Origin of the sequence: Leptospira koniambonensis, assembly GCF_004769555.1 — a bacterium.
GTDB classification, from domain to species: domain Bacteria; phylum Spirochaetota; class Leptospiria; order Leptospirales; family Leptospiraceae; genus Leptospira_B; species Leptospira_B koniambonensis.
In genome coordinates, this window is the sequence record NZ_RQFY01000004.1 from 1168258 (window position 1) to 1186864 (window position 18607).

The following is an 18607-nucleotide window of genomic DNA, read 5'->3' on the forward strand; positions in this document are numbered from 1 at the left end:
TCGGTGTTGAGTCCGGAAGAACTGAGTCGCTATTCCAGGAATATTCTTCTAAACGAAGTTAAGCGTGCAGGTCAGGAAAAACTCAAAAAATCCGTAGTAACGGTAATCGGAGCCGGGGGTCTTGGATCTCCGGCTTTGTTGTATTTAGGGGCGGCCGGAGTAGGAAATATCCGGATCATTGACTCTGATATCGTTGAAACCACAAATCTGCAAAGACAAATCATATTCAAACATTCTGATATAGGAAGATCCAAATCAGAAACTTCTTCCGAAAACCTTAGATCTTTAAATCCTTATATAAATGTAGAAGGTATAAAGGTCAGACTTAACGAAGAGAATGCAAAAGATCTATTGAGTGGGTCCGATTTAGTTTTAGAAGGTTCTGATAATTTTGATACTAAGTTTCTTACAAATGATGTCTGTGTAAGCGAGAAGATCCCTTTTATAACAGCAGGTGTTCTCCGTTTTGAAGGAATGGTAATGGGAGTTCGTCCTGGAAAAGATGCATGTTTTAGATGTGTTTATGAAAATCCCCCAGCCCCAGAACATGTACCTTCCTGTGCGGATGCAGGAGTGATCGGAAGTATGGCTGGAATGATTGGCACAATCCAGGCCACAGAGAGTATTCAGTTTTTATTAAGTGATTCTGAAAGGGATTCAGGATTATTCGGTAGAATTTTACAAATAGATTCTAAATCTATGGAATTCAGGACAATCTCCACAGTCAGACGTGAAGACTGTATTATATGCGGCTCATCTCACTGAGTTTCTTTTTTAGAGAAGTCTAAAGAATACCCAGCTCCTACAAAGATCGCCTTCGCTATAGAATTTCCTGCAAGTCCTTGTGTTAGAGATTGGATTAAAATAGAAGTAACGTAAGCAGAAACCGGATCTCCACTTAAATCCAAATCTCCTCCGAGGTTTTGCATTTTATAGGATAACTTGGAATATTGAAATCCTCCCCAAAAGAAAACAGAATCCTTCCAGTGGTAGATTAGTTTTCCAGAGATATTTAAACCATCTACTTTCCATTCGTTATTCAGCGCGGCTCTATTTTCATAGGCTCCTCCAAGAATTAAGGCGATTTGATCCCTGGTGTAGATTGAATTTCCATGTAAAAATTGCCTTTGTAATTCAAAACGGGTTTCCCATTTTTCTTTCCACTTAGATTCAATCGCAAGCCCGACTGATGGGCCGCTTAGGTAATCGCTGAAACTGGTTCCATATCTTATGGCCCAATCCACACTGCTAGAATTATTCGGGTCTTTTGGCGAAACATCGTAAGTAGAGTTGTCCTTCCCCGTTTGCCATATTTTATGATAACCTAATATAGGTCTGATTTCAAACAGAGAATCTTTATATGCTGTATAAGAAATTTGGGCATTTATTTGTTTATAGCTGATTGTATTAAAGGGAGCTTGCGCCGTAAATGCTCCTTGGCTTACTACATTTGAAGAGAGATCCGGATAGACGATGTATCCGACACTAGTCGTAGATTCCAAAGAATTCATATGAGAACCGCCGATTTCTCCTACAAAACGATTCCAGGTATATCTTAGATTTATCGTTTTTGCATCCGAGTCCTTGCGGGCCGGAGGATAGTTAAAAAAGCCTCCCCGTCCTCCTAATATTGTTGCGTATCCTTCCACTCCTCTATGAAAATTCGGTACCTGGCTTTCATATTTACTTCTGCCAATACCTGCAAGTATCTCTAATTTGTGAGTTTCCGCAGTGGGTTGAGGTTTTGTTTCTGTTTTAGGTTTTTCTTCGACGACGATTTGTTTATTTTCTTCCTCGATTTCTTTTTGTTTCGCCTCTTCTTCAGCTTTCAATTTTGCTTCTTGTTCGGCTTTCAACTTTGTTTCTTGCTCTGTTTTTAGTTTCTCTTCCTGTTCAGTTTTTAATTTAGCTTCTTGTTCAGCTTTCAGCTTTGCCTCTTGTTCTGCTTTTAACTTTGCTTTTTGCTCGGCTTTCGACTTTGTTTCCTGTTCGGCTTTTAATTTTGCTTCTCTCTTTCGTTTTAGCTTCGCTTCTCGCTCAGCTTTTAGCTTTGTTTCTTGTTCGCGCTTTGCTTCGATATCTGGTTTTTTAAAAACGATTCTTTCGACAGAGTTTTTTAGTATTTCTACTTCTTTCCCTTCTGCGTTTTTGAATTTGATTTTATCGGAGTTTTGATGGAGAACTTCTCCTTGGAGAATTCTTCCATCTTTCATATACACGTATTGTGTTTCGGAAAAAATATTGATTGGAATAAGGGCGAGTAAGCTTAAAACGAAAATTCGTTTCAAATAAAACATATCACGGGGATTAGACGATTTTATTTGTTAAAGTCGTACGAGTAAGTCGCACCAATTTGGATTGTGGTGGATTTTGTTTCTTTGAGCGCACCTGGACCAACCATAGATTCGAAAAGTACTTTTCCTATGATATAACTTTGAGGATCCACTCCTGAATCTTCATTGCCCACGCTTAATGCGGTTTGGGACATTTTATATGTCCAACTCATACTATTGAACCCCATCCAAAAACTGACTCCATATTTCCAAGGATATAGAAATTTCAGATCTATGATTGCTCCTTTAGCGACCCATTTATTATATACATCTATATCTTCTCCTTGGGATTGACCACTTACAGGTGCGTAAGCATTCAATTGTCGATCGTAAGTTCCAAAACCTTTCATTTCTAAAATATGAAATCCGGTGCGGATCTCGAACTTTTCGAATTTTACATCGTATTGGACTCCGTAGGAATAACCTTTTAAACCTTCTGCAACGGAAGTTGGATCAGTTCCAAAATATTGATCGCTAAACACAGGAGCGACTCCTGCTCCGAATGCGATAGAATTTGAATTTTCTGTTTTTGTCCAGAACTGATGATATCCAATCACTGGGCGAATATCGTATTTTGGATGTGGATATACTGAGTAAGAAAAATTTCCATAAACATGTTTCATGGAAACATCATAATTTCCCCGGATTAGTTTTGGGAAAGTGCCACTGCTTGGGCCATCTACTCCGATAATATTTTGGGTTGCAGTAGATGTTACAGAGCTTGCACCAACTTCGCCCACAAATCTGTTCCAAGAGTATCTGACTTCGAAAGATCTTGCCTTTCCACTTTTAGGTTTTGGTTCGATTGGATATTCGAATTTGCCGCTATCTTGGCCTAAGCTACTTCCGACTCCGATCACATTATCATAATAATTTGCACCCTGGAAATTTACTGTTCCCGATCCAGCTCCTAAAAATATATCTAAACGATTTCGTTTTGCTTCTTCGATCTGTTTTTTTCTTTTTTCTGCCTTCTCATCTATGACGGCTTGTTTTTTGGAATCTTCTTCCTGTTGTTTTGTAATTTCTTCTGGAGTTGGTGTAGGAGGTCCAACAGGAGTTTTGTCCTTAGGTTCCGGAGTTTTGGCTTCTTTAAATGCGACTCTTTTGATATCTTGTTTTGAAATTTCTTTTGTGGAGCCGTCAGGTAGTTTGATCACCATTTTGAATGCAGTTTGGGAAACGATCTCTGCAGTGATCACTCGTCCATCTTTCATATAGATGACCTGATCATTTGAATGGACAGAGGTTAGGGAAAAGACCATACATCCGAAGAAGATTGCCGCTCTGATTTTATTTTTTAGTCTTCTCATTTCCTATCCAGGTCCCATTCAATTTTTGAATTCTGGGAAATAATCCTTAGAAGGAAAGTAAGATTCAAGCAATAAATTGACATGCCCCGAAACTAAGAGTTGTTATCGTATAACAAATACTACATTAGCGAAAATATACTTCGGTTAATAATTTTCCTCAGGACCGAAGTTCAAGGTTTTGGAAACTCCAAATTGTATCGAAGTCGACTTGCTTGTAGCATTTATAGTTTGGGTTAGAAGTTTCTGGCCGAGATTCCAACTCACAAGTTCAGACAAAGTAGGAGGATCGGAATCCAGAGAAAGTGTGATTGGAAAATTTCCATCTTGAAGAGAGTAACTCCATTGATAAGAATCATATTTGATGAAAAATCCGATCCCCATCTTCCAGAAATAGCTTAACTTTAATGATGTGTGGGTTCCCTTCGCCTTCCAATCAAAACTGTAATCTGCAGGTAACACAAATAGAACGTTAGGAGGACTTAAGGATACAGCAGTATAATCTTGGTGGATGGACTGAGAACCTTTCATGGTTAAAGATTCAAACTCAGGTCTTATTTCAAATTTAGATCCAAATAAATAGGCAAAGCCAAGTCCAACAGAGGTTCCGCCCAAACTTTCAGAAGCTTGGAAGCTAGATTTCCCAGCCACACTATCTGCCTGAAAAACCTGCGACTGTGAATCCTTTGTTCTATTCCAAGTTCGAATATAACCTACACTTGGATATAACTCGAAATTGAATTTGGAAAGAGCAGAATAGGACGCTTTAAAGAAAGCCGCCTTCATTTGTTCCGGATAAGACCCAAAAACTATAATCGGCTCAGCTTCCGGCCCTATATTATTTGAACTCGTAGAAGTATTGGTTTCCATTCCTCCGGCTTCGAAGGAGAATTTTTTGAACTTATAATTGATCCCGGCCGATACAGATTTGCCTGCAGTACGTTTTGGGCTGCCAGCTAGAACAAAAGGAGTCGCTTCTATGATTAAACTTCGGATGTTTTGGTATTTATAATAAAAGTCTATAGTTTGGGGAGAGAAAGTCCCGCTCCCTGCTGCCAAATAAAAATCTATATAATGTCTTTCTAATGGACTTCTGACAACTCTTTTAGCTTGTTTTACAACCGGGGGAGGGGAAACAATTTCAGGTTCTTGCTTTTTGGACTCCTGTTTTTCGACAGGTATTACTGGAGTTTCGGCCTTTTTAGGTTCTTCTTTTTGAGGGTCTCTATAGGCGATTCTCAAGATAGTTTCTTTTTGGATCCGCTTTGTTTCTCCGTTTTGCAATTTTATATCGATATAGGTTGCAGTCTGATTGATGACATCCCCATGTAATATTTGGCCGTTACGCATGTATACTGTTTGGGATTCTGCAAATAGAAACGCCGGTAGGAATAATAAGAATAGAAATAAGATCTTGGATTTCATTTAACCTTCTTTGCTCATCATATGAAAATTTAGTTAAAAATTTATTTCCATTTACTATATTCTTACATAAATATAGGAAAGAGAAAAGAATCATACTATTTTTTAGGGAAAGGGAAAGTGTTTTTATACGATTAGATGAGACTACGGAGGGATCTTAAAAGCTCAGATTCATTTTCCAGAACAGTTTCTAATCTAAGATAGAACCATTTAGAAAAACTCATGTCATTTTTAATAAGCGAAGTGATCTTTACTCCGTCTTTTTCTGTACAGATAATATAATCTTGGCCGGAAGATTTTTCTGAGATTTGGGTTAGATCTTCTTTTGTATAGGAATAATGATCTGGATAGGATTTAGTTTTTAGCTCGAATGGATTTTGATCTTTTAAGGAAGAATAAAACGAGCTTGGATTTCCTAACCCTGCAAAGGCAAATATAGATTTTCCTGTTAGTTCTTTTACAGAAACTTCTGAAGCTGGCGAAGAAAGTGGAACTAAGCGTTGAGGAGAAAATTTAAATCTTAAAATTTGAGAAGGTCTGTATTTTTTGATCCACTTTGAAAGTGATCCTTCGTATTCTTCTGAAAACTTAGAAGCGATCAAAAAATTTGCTCTGGATGCTGAGCTGTAAGATTCTCTTAGTAAACCTAAAGGAAGTACAAATTCCATTTTAGAAAGTTTGGTACAATCTAATAAAACTAAATCCAAATCTCTGTTTAAAGCGTGGTGTTGGAATCCATCATCTAGTAATACAAATACCTTTTGATCATTTGGTATTTTGTTTTCTGATCTGAATTGAAGATAAGAATCGTAACGATTACTTCCTACATAGACTTCCGCAAATGGAAGATTCTTTTTTAAAAGAAGAGGTTCATCTCCAATTTCAGTGGCAGAAGAATTTTCAGTGACTCTTCTGGTTCCTTTTCCAGAAGAACCATATCCTCTACTTAAAATTACGATCGGGGTATTCGGAAAATTAGAATGAATTAATTTTGCTAGATGTAAAGTGAAAGGAGTTTTTCCTGTTCCGCCTACGCTAAAATTTCCTACGCTGATCGTTACGGCGGAAGGTAGATTTCTTTTTTTCTTAAGGCTTCTATCTAAAAAGAATAAGATCTTATAGATTAAGCTGAGCAAAAATAGGATCGGAAAAAATAGGATCTTTCCAAAAGAAATCATATTCTTTTCTTAAACCGGAGATTCTGCGAATTGCATCTCATATAATTTCTTATACTTTCCATCTAAGCGGATTAGCTCTGAGTGAGATCCTGATTCTACTACCTTTCCACCTTCCATTGTGAAAATAGTGTCCGCGATCTGAACTGTGGAAAGTCTATGAGCGATGATGATAACAGTTCTATTTTTGTATAAAGACTCGAGCGCTTGTTGTACTACTCTTTCTGATTCTGTATCCAATGCAGAAGTAGCCTCGTCCAAGATGAGAATTTCAGGATTATTCAATAATGCTCTTGCGATGGAGATCCTTTGTCTTTGGCCTCCGGATAACATCACTCCTCTTTCTCCCACCACTGTATCGAAACCATCTTCGAAAGATAAGATGAAGTCTGTTGCGAATGCGAGTTCTGAAACTTCTCTCATTCTTTCTTCTGTAACATTTTCTGTTCCGTAACAAATATTCTCTCGGATGCTTCCGTTGAATAAGAATACTTGCTGGTTCACGATAGAGATTTTTTTGCGCAAAGAAGCCAGATCTAAATTCCTAAGATCAGTTCCATCCCAAGTAATAGAGCCTTGAGTTGGATCGATTAGTCTTGGCACTAGATCCACCAATGTGGATTTTCCTGCGCCGGAAGAACCGACTAATGCAACAGTAGATCCTTTTTGAATAGAAAGATTTAAATCTGATAATGCGGAACTTTTTGCTCCTGGGTATGAATATCCTACTGAATCGAATTTTAATTCTTTAGAAAGTCTTTTAGGATAGATAGGGTTCGGAGGATTTTTAACATCCGTTTCACTATCCAACATTTCAAAAACTCTGGTTCCTGCTGCCACTGCACTTTGGATGGAGTTGGATAACATTCCCATTTGTTTGAATGGTCTGGTTAAAAACACCAAAGTTAAGAAGAAGATCATAAAATGACCTAAGGTTAATTTTTGTAGTTCGATCAAATACGCGCCGAAGGCCAAAAATATTACTGCGACTATAGAGCTAGAAAGTTCCACCAAAGAAGGGCCTATCTGATGATAGAAATGTCCTTTAAATGTTTTGTCTGAAAGATCATTATTGATCTCCCAAAATCTTCCCGCTTCTGTTTTTTCCATGGAGAATGCACGAATGACCCTGATACCTGAGATCACTTCCTGCAAATGTCCGTTTAATGCAGACAATCTTTCTTGTTGGTTGCGAGTCGCTTTTCTGATCCTATCAGCAAAAGAAGTTACTGGACCCATGATCAAAGGGACTACAACTAAAACAGCTATGAACATTTCCCAACTTAAGATAAGAAGAATTAGCAAATGTGTGATGATATAGAAAAAATCTACGATTGCATCTTTCAGATCCGAGCTGATCAGCTTTGCCAAAACTTCTACATCGTTTACGATACGACTCATAAAGATCCCGGTCTTCTCTTGAACGAAATGATTGAGTGGAAGTTCTTGAGCCTTAGAATAAAGTTCTAATCGTAAATCTCGGACAGCTAGATAACCACCCGAGTTGATACAGTACACAGCACCCGTTAAAAACAAAAGTTTTGCTAGATAGATCGGAAATATGAATAAACAAAAAATGAGAACGAGTTGGTCTTTAGGAAGAGTGGTTAAATAAAAGTTGGTCTTGATCTTTATATCAGCGACTAGGGCTTCTATCTTTTGGATTGCCTCTAATTCTTTTCCTTCTTCCCTATCTTTTAATGCGATACTTTCTTTTTTGGTGAGTGAAATTTGAAAATCTGCTTTTCCACCTTTTCCGATCGCGTTGAAAATTGGAATAACGCTAGTAAGAGAGGCTCCATTGAGTATGGATACAAAAAAGGATAGTACGACCCCGGTGATTAATCTGTATTTATACTTGAAGGAATACCCCAAGAGGCGTCTATAGACGTTCATAGGTCCGGAATGTTTTATCCTAGATTTCTAGACTCGGTCACTTCCCGATTTCAGGTCGGACCGAAACCGACTCTTACCTTTTCCCTGGCTTTCCTTCTTTTGTCCCTTCTTTTTTATGATTGTGGAAAAGCAGAGAGAAGTCCCGAAAAACTGGTATTTTCACTACCTTCTGATCCAATCTCTTTAGATCCGATCCGATCCACTGACTTATCTTCCAGAATTGTTCTAAAATATATCTACCCTAGACTTTTTGAAATAAATGGAGAAGGTACAATTCTTCCTTCTTTAGTAAGATCGTACAAGTTGGCAGAAGGTCCGTCATCCAAGATCAGAAGATTGATCTTGGAACTTCACACTGATCAGAAATCAAATCTAAACGCACAAACAGTCCTAGGATCTTTAGAAAGATTAAGAAATACTCCGGGCCCAAGAAGAAGTACATATTCTTTTTTAAAAGGTGGAAAGGTTCTCACTGAATCCAATTTGGAAATTTATTTTGAAGGAGGCCTCAGAGAAACTTTAGAAAAACTTTCTTTGCCTCAGGCTTGGATCTATTGCGGTCCTCCTGAAACAATCTGCGGAGATTTTAAATTAGCAGAATGGAAGAGGAATAATCATCTTAGACTAGTTGCAAATCATTCCAATGATTTGGGCTCCGAAATTTTGTTTAGAGTTCTTCCCCAAGCAAGTACAGGATTGTATTTATATTTCAAAGACGAATTAGATCTGATGAAATTGCCTGTATTCCTTCTCAAAAACTCGTTAGTAAAAGAAGATCATATTTCTGTTCGAAAAGGAGGAGGAGTTCAATACATTGCGATCAATGCTAAAGAGCCTTGTTTCGATAAGAACTTTAGAAAAGCATTAAATCACTCAGTAGATAAACGAACAATCATCCAAGTTTTATTAGAAGGAAAAGGAGAAGTTTCCGTAGGTCCATTTCCAAAATCCATTTCAGACACCTGGACTTCTTCTGAAGAAATTTATCCTTATGATCTTGCAAAGGCAAAAGAATTACTTTCTAAGTCTGTTTGTTATCCTAAAATTTTAGAAAGAGAATTGGAATTTAGGATGAGGGGAGACGAGGAGAATCAGGCAAACGGTGCTGCGATTGTCCAAAACCTAAAAGAGTTGGGATTGAAGATTAGGATTCTCCCAATGGAAAAAGCTGCATTATATAAAGAGAATGGAGAAGGTAAGGGAGATCTAACATTATTATTTTGGTATGCAGATCTTCCCGGGCCATTTGCATTTTTGGATCCATTATTTGCTGGAGATAGATTTGGGAACGGAGGAAATCGAGCCTTCTATTCTAACCCGAAGATGGAAAAAATTTTCCAAGAAATAAGATCCACTGACAAGACAAATATAAGTCCTCAGATCAAAGAAGCATTTTCACTTTTATCTGAAGATGCTCCTTGGATCTTTTTATGGTCCCCGTATGAATTGTATCTTGTAGGGGACCGTTTACCAAAAGATCTTAATCGTCGTTCGGATCTTCCTTAGCTTTAGGAAGTTCTAATTCTACTGCGTCTTCTCCAGAAAGTGCTTCGTCAGAACTATTTGAGCTCGCTCCTTCCGTTTGAGTTACTGTTGGAGTAGCAGCACCTCCACCAGGTTGGTCTCCTACATAATAGTACTGTCCATAAAGAGGATGTTTACATTCTGCTTCGTTGGATAATAATCCGCCTGTTTCTGCACAAACATCTACTTTTACGTAATCTCCGTTAAATGGAGTAACCAGACTATCACCAAAACCTAATGTTCTGGCTACATAAGAAACATATCTAAACCAAATGGAACCACTTGTTCCTGAACCGGAACCAGGGAAAGGAGCGCCTAAGTCATTACCTACCCAAACTGCAGTGACTAAATTCGGATTCACACCAGCAAACCAAACGTCCCTTACTCCTTTTCTTGCGCCCCAACGTTTCTGCGCTTCTTTAGGAGATTGAACTGTTCCTGTTTTTCCGCCTAGAGGGAATTTTTCTCCTTCTTTTAATGCGATCTTAAGTGTACCTTCTTCAGAAACAACTGCTTCTAATAAGTTTAGGGTCATTGCACAGGCGACAGGATCTAAAATTTGTTCTGCCTCTTTAGGATCAGGAATATTGTTCATATAAAGTTCTGAACCTTCGAAATCAGTGATTCTAAGTATTTCGATAGGTTTTACTTTCTTACCGTTATTCGCGATCGTTGCGTACACGGTTGCTAATTCTTTGGGAGATAATTCTCCAGAACCAAGAGCGAGTGTAAGATTGTGTTGGAATCTTTTACTCAACTCAGAACTGTCCAAATCTAAAATTTTTCCGAGAGTGTGGATAAAATCGCTTACACCAATCTCATCCATGAACTTGACTGCGACTGTGTTCACAGATTGAGCAAATGCGGTTCTGACCTGCATTGCGCCTCTATGACCTTTATACCAGTTTTTAGGAGAATAACCTCTGATCTTGATTGGTTCATCCACAACGATAGAAGTTGGAGTGGCTATTCTTTTTTCGAATGCCATCAGATATACGAGACCTTTGATCACTGAACCAGGTTGTCTCACAGCAGAAACTGCACGATTTAGCCTGAATATATTAGAAATTTTGTAACTACCAACCATCGCCTCTACGTATCCATTTGTAGGATTAATGGAGATCAAACTCCCATTCATGTTTTCGATGATCTTATTTTGTTTAGAAGCTTCGTCAGTTTTGCCGGCTTTTAAATATGTGGCCTTATCCTCAGAAAGTTTCTTGCGGACAGCTTCTATTCCTTCTCTAAGAGAACGTTCTGCCGCTTCTTGTTTATCATAATCTAATGTGGTATAAACATTCATACCGCGGCTTTCTAGATCTATCTCAGAGAAGTTTTCGATTACAAATTGGCGGATCCCAAAATTAAAATCAGAAGCCAGATTAATTGTAAAATCCTTATCGAATCCGTACTTTCCTATTTCGGAAGTGATGACTACTTTATCCTCTTCTTCTTTGGTCTCCTCAACCACATAAGCAGATCGGAACTTACGGATATTGACATCTACCTTCTTCTCAAAATCTTTTTCGATAGATTTAGGATTCGGGTGAAGGTTTTGGTTTTTGCCCATAACGGTCATCACCATCTTCTGTCTTTTGAGAGCTATCTTAGGATTTCTAACAGCATTATAGTTAGAAGGAGCCGGAATTGTTCCTACAAGCAGTGCCGCTTCTGCAGGAGTTAATTCATATGCAGGTTTATTAAAGTAATAACGAGAGGCTTCTTCTACTCCAGTGTTCCCTTCGCCCAAGAAAATACGATTTAGATACATAGCTAAGATCGTATTTTTATCAAACTTAGTCTCTAAGTAGAATGTACAATAAAACTCAGTGAGTTTATTAAATACGCTTCGAGCTCCCAGATCCAAAGTGAGTTTTGCCAATTGTTGTGTAAGAGTAGAACCACCTTGCTTTTGGAAAGTGGTAAGGTTAACGATCATCGCTCTAAGTAATGCTGTGAAGTTTACGCCATTATGTTCGTAAAAGTCTCTATCTTCCGAGCTGAGCAACGCCCATATTATATTTCCATGATTTGCTAAATTATCAGTTCGGATAGGTCTGAATTTTCTGCGTGAAAATTCTCCGATCAATTTTCCATTTTTATCCAAGATGCGGATTGGTTTGATCTCATTTGGATCATATGCATCCGAAACTTCTCTTTGGAAAGTTTCTAGATTGCGGGCAACATCTTCCTGTTTGGTGAGCCAAACAACGTAAGATCCTCCGATCAGAAATGAAAGGAATACGATCCCGGAAATAACCGAGTATTTGAGAATGGTTTTCCAGTTTGTTTTAGAATATTGGAGGATAGAAGCTAAAATTCCAAGGATACGATCTTTGATGTTCATAAGGTCCGTCGGTCGGTTTTCCGTCGTAAGTTAGGGAATGAAAAGGACTTTTTTTAGGGATTTTTGTCCAGATTTCGCTCTCTTATGTCGGTATAGGACATATCCCAAAGGTTTAGATAACAGACAAATAATAGCCGATTCTGGTAGACAGTTCTGAAATTCTATGTCCAATAAAGTTTTGCTTTGGGCAACTAAAGCATAGGAATCATGGAAGACCTGCCTTACAAAAAAGAAATTTTCCTTCGCCATCATTCTTCTTTCCCTGCAAAGACTGAGGTCTGGCCAAAGGTAAAGTTATTATTCGGAAAGGAAGGAATTCCTACAGACCTTTCTCATCTCTATTTGAATGAGCATGGTGAATCCTGGGCCAATCTGGGTTATTGGGAAAACACAAAAGAATACGGAATAGCCTGCGCGAATTTAGCGGAACATTTAGGGAAACTCGCTGGATTAGATAGCGATACCAAACTTTTAGATCTTGGATTCGGATGCGGAGACCAATTTAAGATTTGGGAAAGGTCATTTGGAGTAAATGTTTCTAATATTTACGGGATCAATATCTCTAAAGTACAGATACAATTTGCAAAAAGACGTTATGAAGGTAGAGGAAGTTCTCCCAATTTAATTTTAGGAAGTGTAGAAGGTTTATCAGAATTCGAAGACAAAACTTTTGATACGGTAATTGCCTTAGATAGTTTATATTTTATACCAAATCGAAACAGATTGGTTGGGGAAATTTATAGGATTTTAAAACCAGGAGGAGTATTCGTATCCGCAGAGATATTATTCTCCGATCGAAAAATTTCTTACTGGGAAACTTTCAAAAGAAATCTGATCTCTAAAATGGCAAAGATGTCTTCTGATCTCAAAAAGGTAGAAGGTATCGTCTCGGAATATTCTGCTATCGGATTCAATTTCGAAGTTTTAGAAAGAATAGATCCTTTCGTATTCCCAGGATTTTCCCAATTCATATTAGAAAAAATTAAATCAGAAAAAAAGATACCTAAAAGACTCGCAGGAAGATACGAAATGTTAGGAGAATATTTCGGCTCCGAAACGATCAAAAAACATTTCGAATATTGGATCTATAAGGTCAGAAAACCTGAGTAAGTTTTAAGATCTGAGTGAACCTTCTACCCATCGTTTAACATCTAAGGAAGTGGAGACCCCTGCTTCTAAAAGTGGCATTCCATATTTAGCATATGAACCACAAAGCCATACTTTTTTACCTGGAAGTTCCTGTAGTTCTTTCAGCTCTTCTAAGATCTTTCTGGAGGCAAGGTCTATCACAGGTCTTTCGAATTTTGATCTACTAATAAAATCTTTTTCGTTAGGTTCCACAAGCGGATTCCAGGTTTGGAATACTGCCTTACCTTTCATGGAGGGAAGAACCTTGTTCAGAAGAATAGTAGCAGTCGCAGTAGAACTATCTTGTGAAAGAGAAAAACACATAGGAGCCCAATGTCTTTTCTGTTTGGGCATAAACTTTTCGTCAGAATGAACTACTACTTCGGAAGCCTCATACTTGAGTTTAGATAGTAGATCTTTTTCTTTAGAATATTCGTCGGGAAGAATAGAGATAGCCTGATTCGCAGGAGCGGCGACAACAACTCTATCAAATAGCTCTTCTCCATTATTAAAAATAATTTTTACTTTATCTTTTTCTAAAACGATCTTTTTAGGATCAGTGCTTAAACGAACGGAAGAAGTCCTTTTAGAAAGTTTTTCAGTAACATCTCTGGTTCCTTTTTCAGGAGTTAAAAATCTTAAGAACTTTAAGCCACTAGAATGATAACCTACCACTACTTCTGCAGGATAATTTTTAGCACTTTCATAAGTGCAGGTATTGATTGTGGAAAACATTGGGATCAGATAAAGATCCTCGAATTCTATAGAATAACCGAATCTGCTTAAAAATTGGGAGATAGTAAGTTGTTCTCCATCTAATGATTGGAGTTCTCTTTCTGATTCTTCGTAAAAACGGATCGCATCCGAAAAAATACGTCTAGAAGTTTTATTGGAGAAACAAACCCAATAAGGGATCGGAACAAAATTGCCTCCGATTCCCAAAGTAGAAAAACCGAAATAAGTGGTGCCGTCTCCGTAGTTTAAGGAAAACGAATAATCCACAGGTCTTACTTCGATCCCTGCTTCTTTATAAAGATCCAAAAGGCAGGGATAATAATTACGTTTGAATGCTCTAAAAGGAACATCCACTCGGATAGAATGTCCATTGGAAAAAAGATCGGTGCCGTGAGCATCCATACCGACCAAAGGATGTTTTTCTATCAGAGAGACTTCGTGTTCTTTGCCTAAATACCAAGATGCACTTAAGCCGGCGATTCCACTGCCGATGACCGCTATTTTCATTCCGGATTAGAATCCTTTTTTAAAACAAAAATACAAGGTAAAACCTGAATTTAAGGAAGGAATGCTACAAAAAAGGAACCGAACGGTCAGTCTACAATTTGTAACACAACTCTTCTATTCCTTTGACGGTCCGAAGCGTTATCATTGGAAGAAATTGGTTGGGAATCTCCAAAACCTTGGGTTCTAACTCTTTCACTGTCGATCCCATGCTTAGAGATCAAATAATCTGCCACTGCTTTTGCTCTGTTTTCAGAAAGTTCTAGGTTACGCTCTTTTTTACCTACGTTATCAGTATGACCTTCGACAGAGATTTTGAGTTTAGGATTCGATTTTAAAAAAATTCCTAAACGATCTAACTCAGGTTCGGAATCTTTTGAGATCTCAAATTTGTTTGTCTCAAAAAATAAATTGTTCAGAAGAATTTGGCGCCCCACTGCCAGAGCAGGAAGACGAAATTCAACATCTAACTTTGCATCTTCTTGTTTAGATTCCGTAAGATCTATATTTCTGGAAACGGAAAGATGGCCTTGCTTCTCAGCATAAAAACCGTATTTTTCGCCATAAGGAAGAACTAAACTAAATGAACCGGTTTTAGAATCACTTTTAGCACTTCCTCTTTTTTCTAAACGTGTTAGAGATTCATAATGTATTTCTGCGCTTAAGGGATTTCCATCTTCGTCCAAAACTTTTCCATTGATAACTACAACAGGATTTGGTCTGAAATCGCGGGGAAGATAGGCCATATAGAGTTGACCTTCTTTGCTTACATATGCCCAGTCGCTATTTACTGGAATAGAGAAGAAATTTACACCTTTTAAGTTGGCGGAAACTTCTACAGGTTTAGTCCAATTGTCCCAACCTTCTCCAATTCTTTTGGTCACATATACAGAAAGACCCTTATGTCCATCGCTGCAGAAATATAGAGTCCTATCATCTCCTGCTAAAAATGGAGCTGTTTCCTCGGAAGAAGTATTGACAACCTCTCCTAAGTTTTTGCCAATCCCAAATGATCCGTCTTCTTTTTGGATACTCACATAAAGATCTAACTTACCTTGAGAATCAGGTTGCTGGACAGAATAGATCAATATTCTTCCCGAAGAAGAAAGAGTGGATCCGCCGAAAACAGAAGTATTATTTTTTAAATATAAATTTGCAAAATCAGGAAAATTGATCGGCTTAGGATAAGACCAATATCCTTTTTCTTTATAACTTTTATATAATGGAACGGATGTTTTATTTTGGACTTGATTTAGCTTGCGAAGATATTCATAAGCGAGTTGTTCTTCTCTTAAACGGAATTCCATCTCGTCTCTTGTGTTCCTTCTTAATTCTTCTTTCTTTTCTTGAAACTCGAATTGTATTTTGCGAGCAGCCTCATCATCTCCGAAAGAACCAAAAACGAATAATTCATTATTGCTTGGAAGAACCGCGATCACTGCTGAATTTAGATCATTATTTAAGGGAGCAGGCATCTCTTTACCATCTCTCCAAAAACCTTTATCATCTTTCTCTGCTAGCCAAATCCTTTGAGTGCCTGATTTACCCTTGCTAGAGTATACAGTCCAGAAGATGGATTGTCCATCAGGAGTTACTGTTGGATTAAAAGCGAAGTAACCTCTGTTCACATAATTTGGAATTCTTTTCAAAGTCCAATCAGCAAGACCCTTAGATTCAGAAAAAGGATAGGTCTCATAACGTATCGGGTCGCAATTTTCTCCCCTCATTTGGCAGAGAACACGAATGGTTTGATTATGAAGTCTGGAAAGTTCAGGACTAAGATCGTTGGAAAGCACCTGGATGAACTCGTTACCTGTGCCTAACATCCTACCAAATTGAAGAAGTTTACCTTCGATAATCTTTTCCTCAGCGAGAAGATCGGAAGAGAAAAATAGAAATATAGAAGAAAGTAAAATGGGAAGAAGACGGTTCATATTATATGTTTCGGAGAATAATATCCGAACCGGAAGAGGGGAAAAGAAAAAATTAAAATAAGAGGAAGATCAGGCGATCCAGCCTGGGAAAAACTTGCGGATCAGAAAAAGACCGACCAATAGGACTGCAAAATTAAAAAGAGAAGAAACAAGAATAAAGACGAGTTTGGAAGGCTTATTTTCCTGAGACTTTTCACGACTTGCAGTAAAAGCAGCCCCAATACTCAAAACTAAGCCGGATATAAAGGAAATCTCAGGCAGTTCATTCTTATCATACAGGTAGGAACTCAAACTTTCTGAAACGACTAACATAATACAAAGAACGATCAAAAATACAAAACTTCTGATACACCCTAAAACATAAAAAGATATCAGATCCTTATTCATAAGCCCGCCTATAATTTTGGACGAGCTAAAAGATTTAATGATTACTCAGGCTTGTAAACTTAATTGCAGCTACAGGCGGAACCTTTTCCTCCAATAGATTCTGCATAATTATCGGCATCAGAAGAATAATCAAATTCTTTAAGAATACAAACATTAGAACCTCTAGCAGATTTCATCTGATCCAAAGTGCGAGAATCCGATTCAATTTTACCATCAGCACAGAATACACTATACTTAGTATTTGCTTGGACCTTTGAAGAAGAAAAGGCTAGGCCCAAAATCAAAAAACTTCCAATAATCGCTATCCATAACTTGAACATAAAGAAACTCCAAAAACTAAAAAAGGAGAATACCTTCTTCTAAAACCCTTTCAATAAATTTTTGACAGTGATAAAGATAAAGATGAGCGATTTTACACGCAAAAGAAATTAGATCGATTGTATATGCAGGATTTGAAACCGGCATAAGAATTCGATGCCGGTAGCTTAACTCTAGAATTATAGTTTTTCGGTTATCGTTTCTGCAAATTTAGCTTCTTCCGGTTTGCATTCGGTAAAGAATAAAGGAAGACCTAAAAAAACAGGGGCCGTCGGAACTTGGCATTGAGCATACACGCTCCATTCTTTTGAATAAGGAATAAGAGAAGCAGCGTAGGCTCCGTATACAAATTCAACACATTGATTGATAGAATTTTCAGTGTAATATTTCCCTTGGCTAATTGAGGATTTCAAATATGGATTGATGAATAAGATGCTCATCACGGTGATATCGACTCCAGAAATATTTCCAAAGGTTCCCCCGCTCGTACGATCTGGGTAACCGTAAGAAGAGCAGTCTACAGACTCGTTCGGGATATTAATTGAAAATGAGAGATTCTGTAATGCCTCTTTGATCTTTTTTTGAGCGTCTCCACCGGAAATTGTGACCGGCCCTCCTGAATAATTACAGTTAATTACTATAGAAAGAAGAAATGAAACAGATAAAAAATAACTTAATAAATTCCGCATATAAATCCATAATTTCAACTAACGCTGAAATGTCATATTTTTAATGAGGTTATCTTCCATGTAGAAGAACCCAGACACGGTTTTTGGAATTTTGCTAAATATTTAAAGATTTTTTAAAGTATACTATAGCTGAGGAATCGGCCGAGACCGACTCCTTGATTTCAATTAATACGTAAAAGTATAAGCCCAGTAAATCAAAAGCAACTGCAAAGGAAGTCTTAAAATTAAAGCCCAGGTAGGGGGATCTTTTCTGGTTCTTGACTGAAAGTGATACACGTTAGCTGGAAACACAGCAATCAAAAGAAGGACCACGCCCCATGCCGCCAATACTTTAGTTTGAGGAAAGAAAAGTCCAAGGCCTAAAGCGATCTCTGCGATACCGCTGAGTTGGACCATAAGTTTATGATACGGGATCCAAGGCGGCATGATCCTCATATAAAATTTAGGGATCACAAAATGAAGAATGCCGGCAATCGTATAGATCGTCCCCATGATCCAGAGACTGATAGATTTAGCGTCTAGGTTTTCCATGGAAAACCATGATAAAACAACTATGGTGACAAGGTCTGCCTTTTTTCTCTGTTTTTATTACGAAACCTTCTCTGCCTGGAATGAGAAGACTTGTTGGCGATTTTTAGGAAGGTGAGATATTTTTCTCTGGTGACGAAGGGACGATTTCTTTCTCGATGATCCGTACGAGGTCCGGGAAATTTCAGCATAGGCTTTGCTCCTTGCCGTTAAATTTGCCAGTCATTATAGTAAGGGCGAAGAAAGTACAAGCGAAAAAAAAGATCTTCAAAAAAATTCCGAAACAATTTATTATAAAAGTTTGGGCGCGTCCCTTGCAATGCAAGGGTCGGTCTTTTACGGACTCGCGGAGACCCGCTCGGTCCTTCGGACCAAGT

At 38.0% G+C, this 18607-nt stretch carries 15 protein-coding genes; 3 read left to right on the forward strand and 12 right to left on the reverse strand.

Annotated features, from left to right (window positions below; translation table 11 throughout):
- The first annotated feature begins 3 nt into the window (after positions 1-3).
- On the forward strand, positions 4-765 hold the full coding sequence (locus tag EHQ52_RS09465) for a HesA/MoeB/ThiF family protein (RefSeq protein ID WP_135614951.1): 762 nt from the start codon (positions 4-6) through the stop codon (positions 763-765).
- Here EHQ52_RS09465 and EHQ52_RS09470 read toward each other — a convergent pair.
- The 5 genes from EHQ52_RS09470 to EHQ52_RS09490 all read right to left on the reverse strand — a co-directional run bounded on the left by EHQ52_RS09470 (position 759) and on the right by EHQ52_RS09490 (position 8136).
- A complete protein-coding gene (locus EHQ52_RS09470; RefSeq protein ID WP_425269385.1) occupies positions 759-2297 on the reverse strand; it encodes an LA_0442/LA_0875 N-terminal domain-containing protein in 1539 nt (512 codons plus the stop codon). The two genes, EHQ52_RS09465 and EHQ52_RS09470, sit on opposite strands and share 7 nt — an antisense overlap.
- 20 nt (positions 2298-2317) lie before the next feature.
- On the reverse strand, positions 2318-3646 hold the full coding sequence (locus EHQ52_RS09475; protein WP_135614953.1) for an LA_0442/LA_0875 N-terminal domain-containing protein: 1329 nt from the start codon (positions 3644-3646) through the stop codon (positions 2318-2320).
- Between the two features lie 144 nt (positions 3647-3790).
- Positions 3791-5068 (reverse strand): LA_0442/LA_0875 N-terminal domain-containing protein, encoded by a 1278-nt coding sequence (locus EHQ52_RS09480; protein WP_135614954.1) that lies wholly within the window; start codon positions 5066-5068, stop codon positions 3791-3793.
- Between the two features lie 131 nt (positions 5069-5199).
- Positions 5200-6243 carry a tetraacyldisaccharide 4'-kinase gene (gene lpxK / locus EHQ52_RS09485; RefSeq protein ID WP_135614955.1) on the reverse strand — a complete coding sequence of 348 codons (1044 nt, stop codon included), beginning with the start codon at positions 6241-6243 and terminating at the stop codon, positions 5200-5202.
- 9 nt (positions 6244-6252) lie between these two features.
- Complete coding sequence (locus EHQ52_RS09490; RefSeq protein ID WP_167492198.1) at positions 6253-8136, reverse strand: ABC transporter ATP-binding protein; 1884 nt, start codon at positions 8134-8136, stop codon at positions 6253-6255.
- A 9-nt stretch (positions 8137-8145) separates the two neighbouring features.
- Between EHQ52_RS09490 and EHQ52_RS09495 the strand changes: the two genes are divergently transcribed.
- Entirely contained in the window at positions 8146-9642 is a 1497-nt protein-coding gene (locus EHQ52_RS09495; RefSeq protein ID WP_135614956.1) for an ABC transporter substrate-binding protein, read from the forward strand.
- Here the strand turns inward: EHQ52_RS09495 and EHQ52_RS09500 are convergent.
- Entirely contained in the window at positions 9617-12007 is a 2391-nt protein-coding gene (locus EHQ52_RS09500) for a transglycosylase domain-containing protein (protein ID WP_135614957.1), read from the reverse strand. The genes EHQ52_RS09495 and EHQ52_RS09500 overlap by 26 nt on opposite strands.
- Before the next feature lie 207 nt (positions 12008-12214).
- On the opposite strand from EHQ52_RS09500, the gene EHQ52_RS09505 reads away from it, so the two are divergent.
- Positions 12215-13117 (forward strand): class I SAM-dependent methyltransferase, encoded by a 903-nt coding sequence (locus tag EHQ52_RS09505; RefSeq protein ID WP_135614958.1) that lies wholly within the window; start codon positions 12215-12217, stop codon positions 13115-13117.
- 3 nt (positions 13118-13120) lie between these two features.
- Here the strand turns inward: EHQ52_RS09505 and EHQ52_RS09510 are convergent, their stop codons facing one another.
- The 6 genes from EHQ52_RS09510 to EHQ52_RS09535 form a co-directional block, all read right to left on the reverse strand.
- On the reverse strand, positions 13121-14377 hold the full coding sequence (locus tag EHQ52_RS09510) for an NAD(P)-binding protein (protein ID WP_135614959.1): 1257 nt from the start codon (positions 14375-14377) through the stop codon (positions 13121-13123).
- Between the two features lie 86 nt (positions 14378-14463).
- On the reverse strand, positions 14464-16308 hold the full coding sequence (locus EHQ52_RS09515) for an OmpA family protein (RefSeq protein WP_135614960.1): 1845 nt from the start codon (positions 16306-16308) through the stop codon (positions 14464-14466).
- Positions 16309-16377: 69 nt separating this feature from the next.
- The gene (locus tag EHQ52_RS09520) at positions 16378-16695 is read right to left on the reverse strand and encodes a hypothetical protein (protein WP_135614961.1); all 318 of its coding nucleotides are present in this window, start codon (positions 16693-16695) and stop codon (positions 16378-16380) included.
- 59 nt (positions 16696-16754) lie between these two features.
- On the reverse strand, positions 16755-17015 hold the full coding sequence (locus EHQ52_RS09525) for a hypothetical protein (RefSeq protein WP_135614962.1): 261 nt from the start codon (positions 17013-17015) through the stop codon (positions 16755-16757).
- Between the two features lie 177 nt (positions 17016-17192).
- Complete coding sequence (locus tag EHQ52_RS09530; protein ID WP_135614963.1) at positions 17193-17702, reverse strand: TIGR04452 family lipoprotein; 510 nt, start codon at positions 17700-17702, stop codon at positions 17193-17195.
- A gap of 165 nt (positions 17703-17867) precedes the next feature.
- The gene (locus tag EHQ52_RS09535; protein WP_135614964.1) at positions 17868-18233 is read right to left on the reverse strand and encodes a DoxX family protein; all 366 of its coding nucleotides are present in this window, start codon (positions 18231-18233) and stop codon (positions 17868-17870) included.
- Positions 18234-18607: the final 374 nt, after the last annotated feature.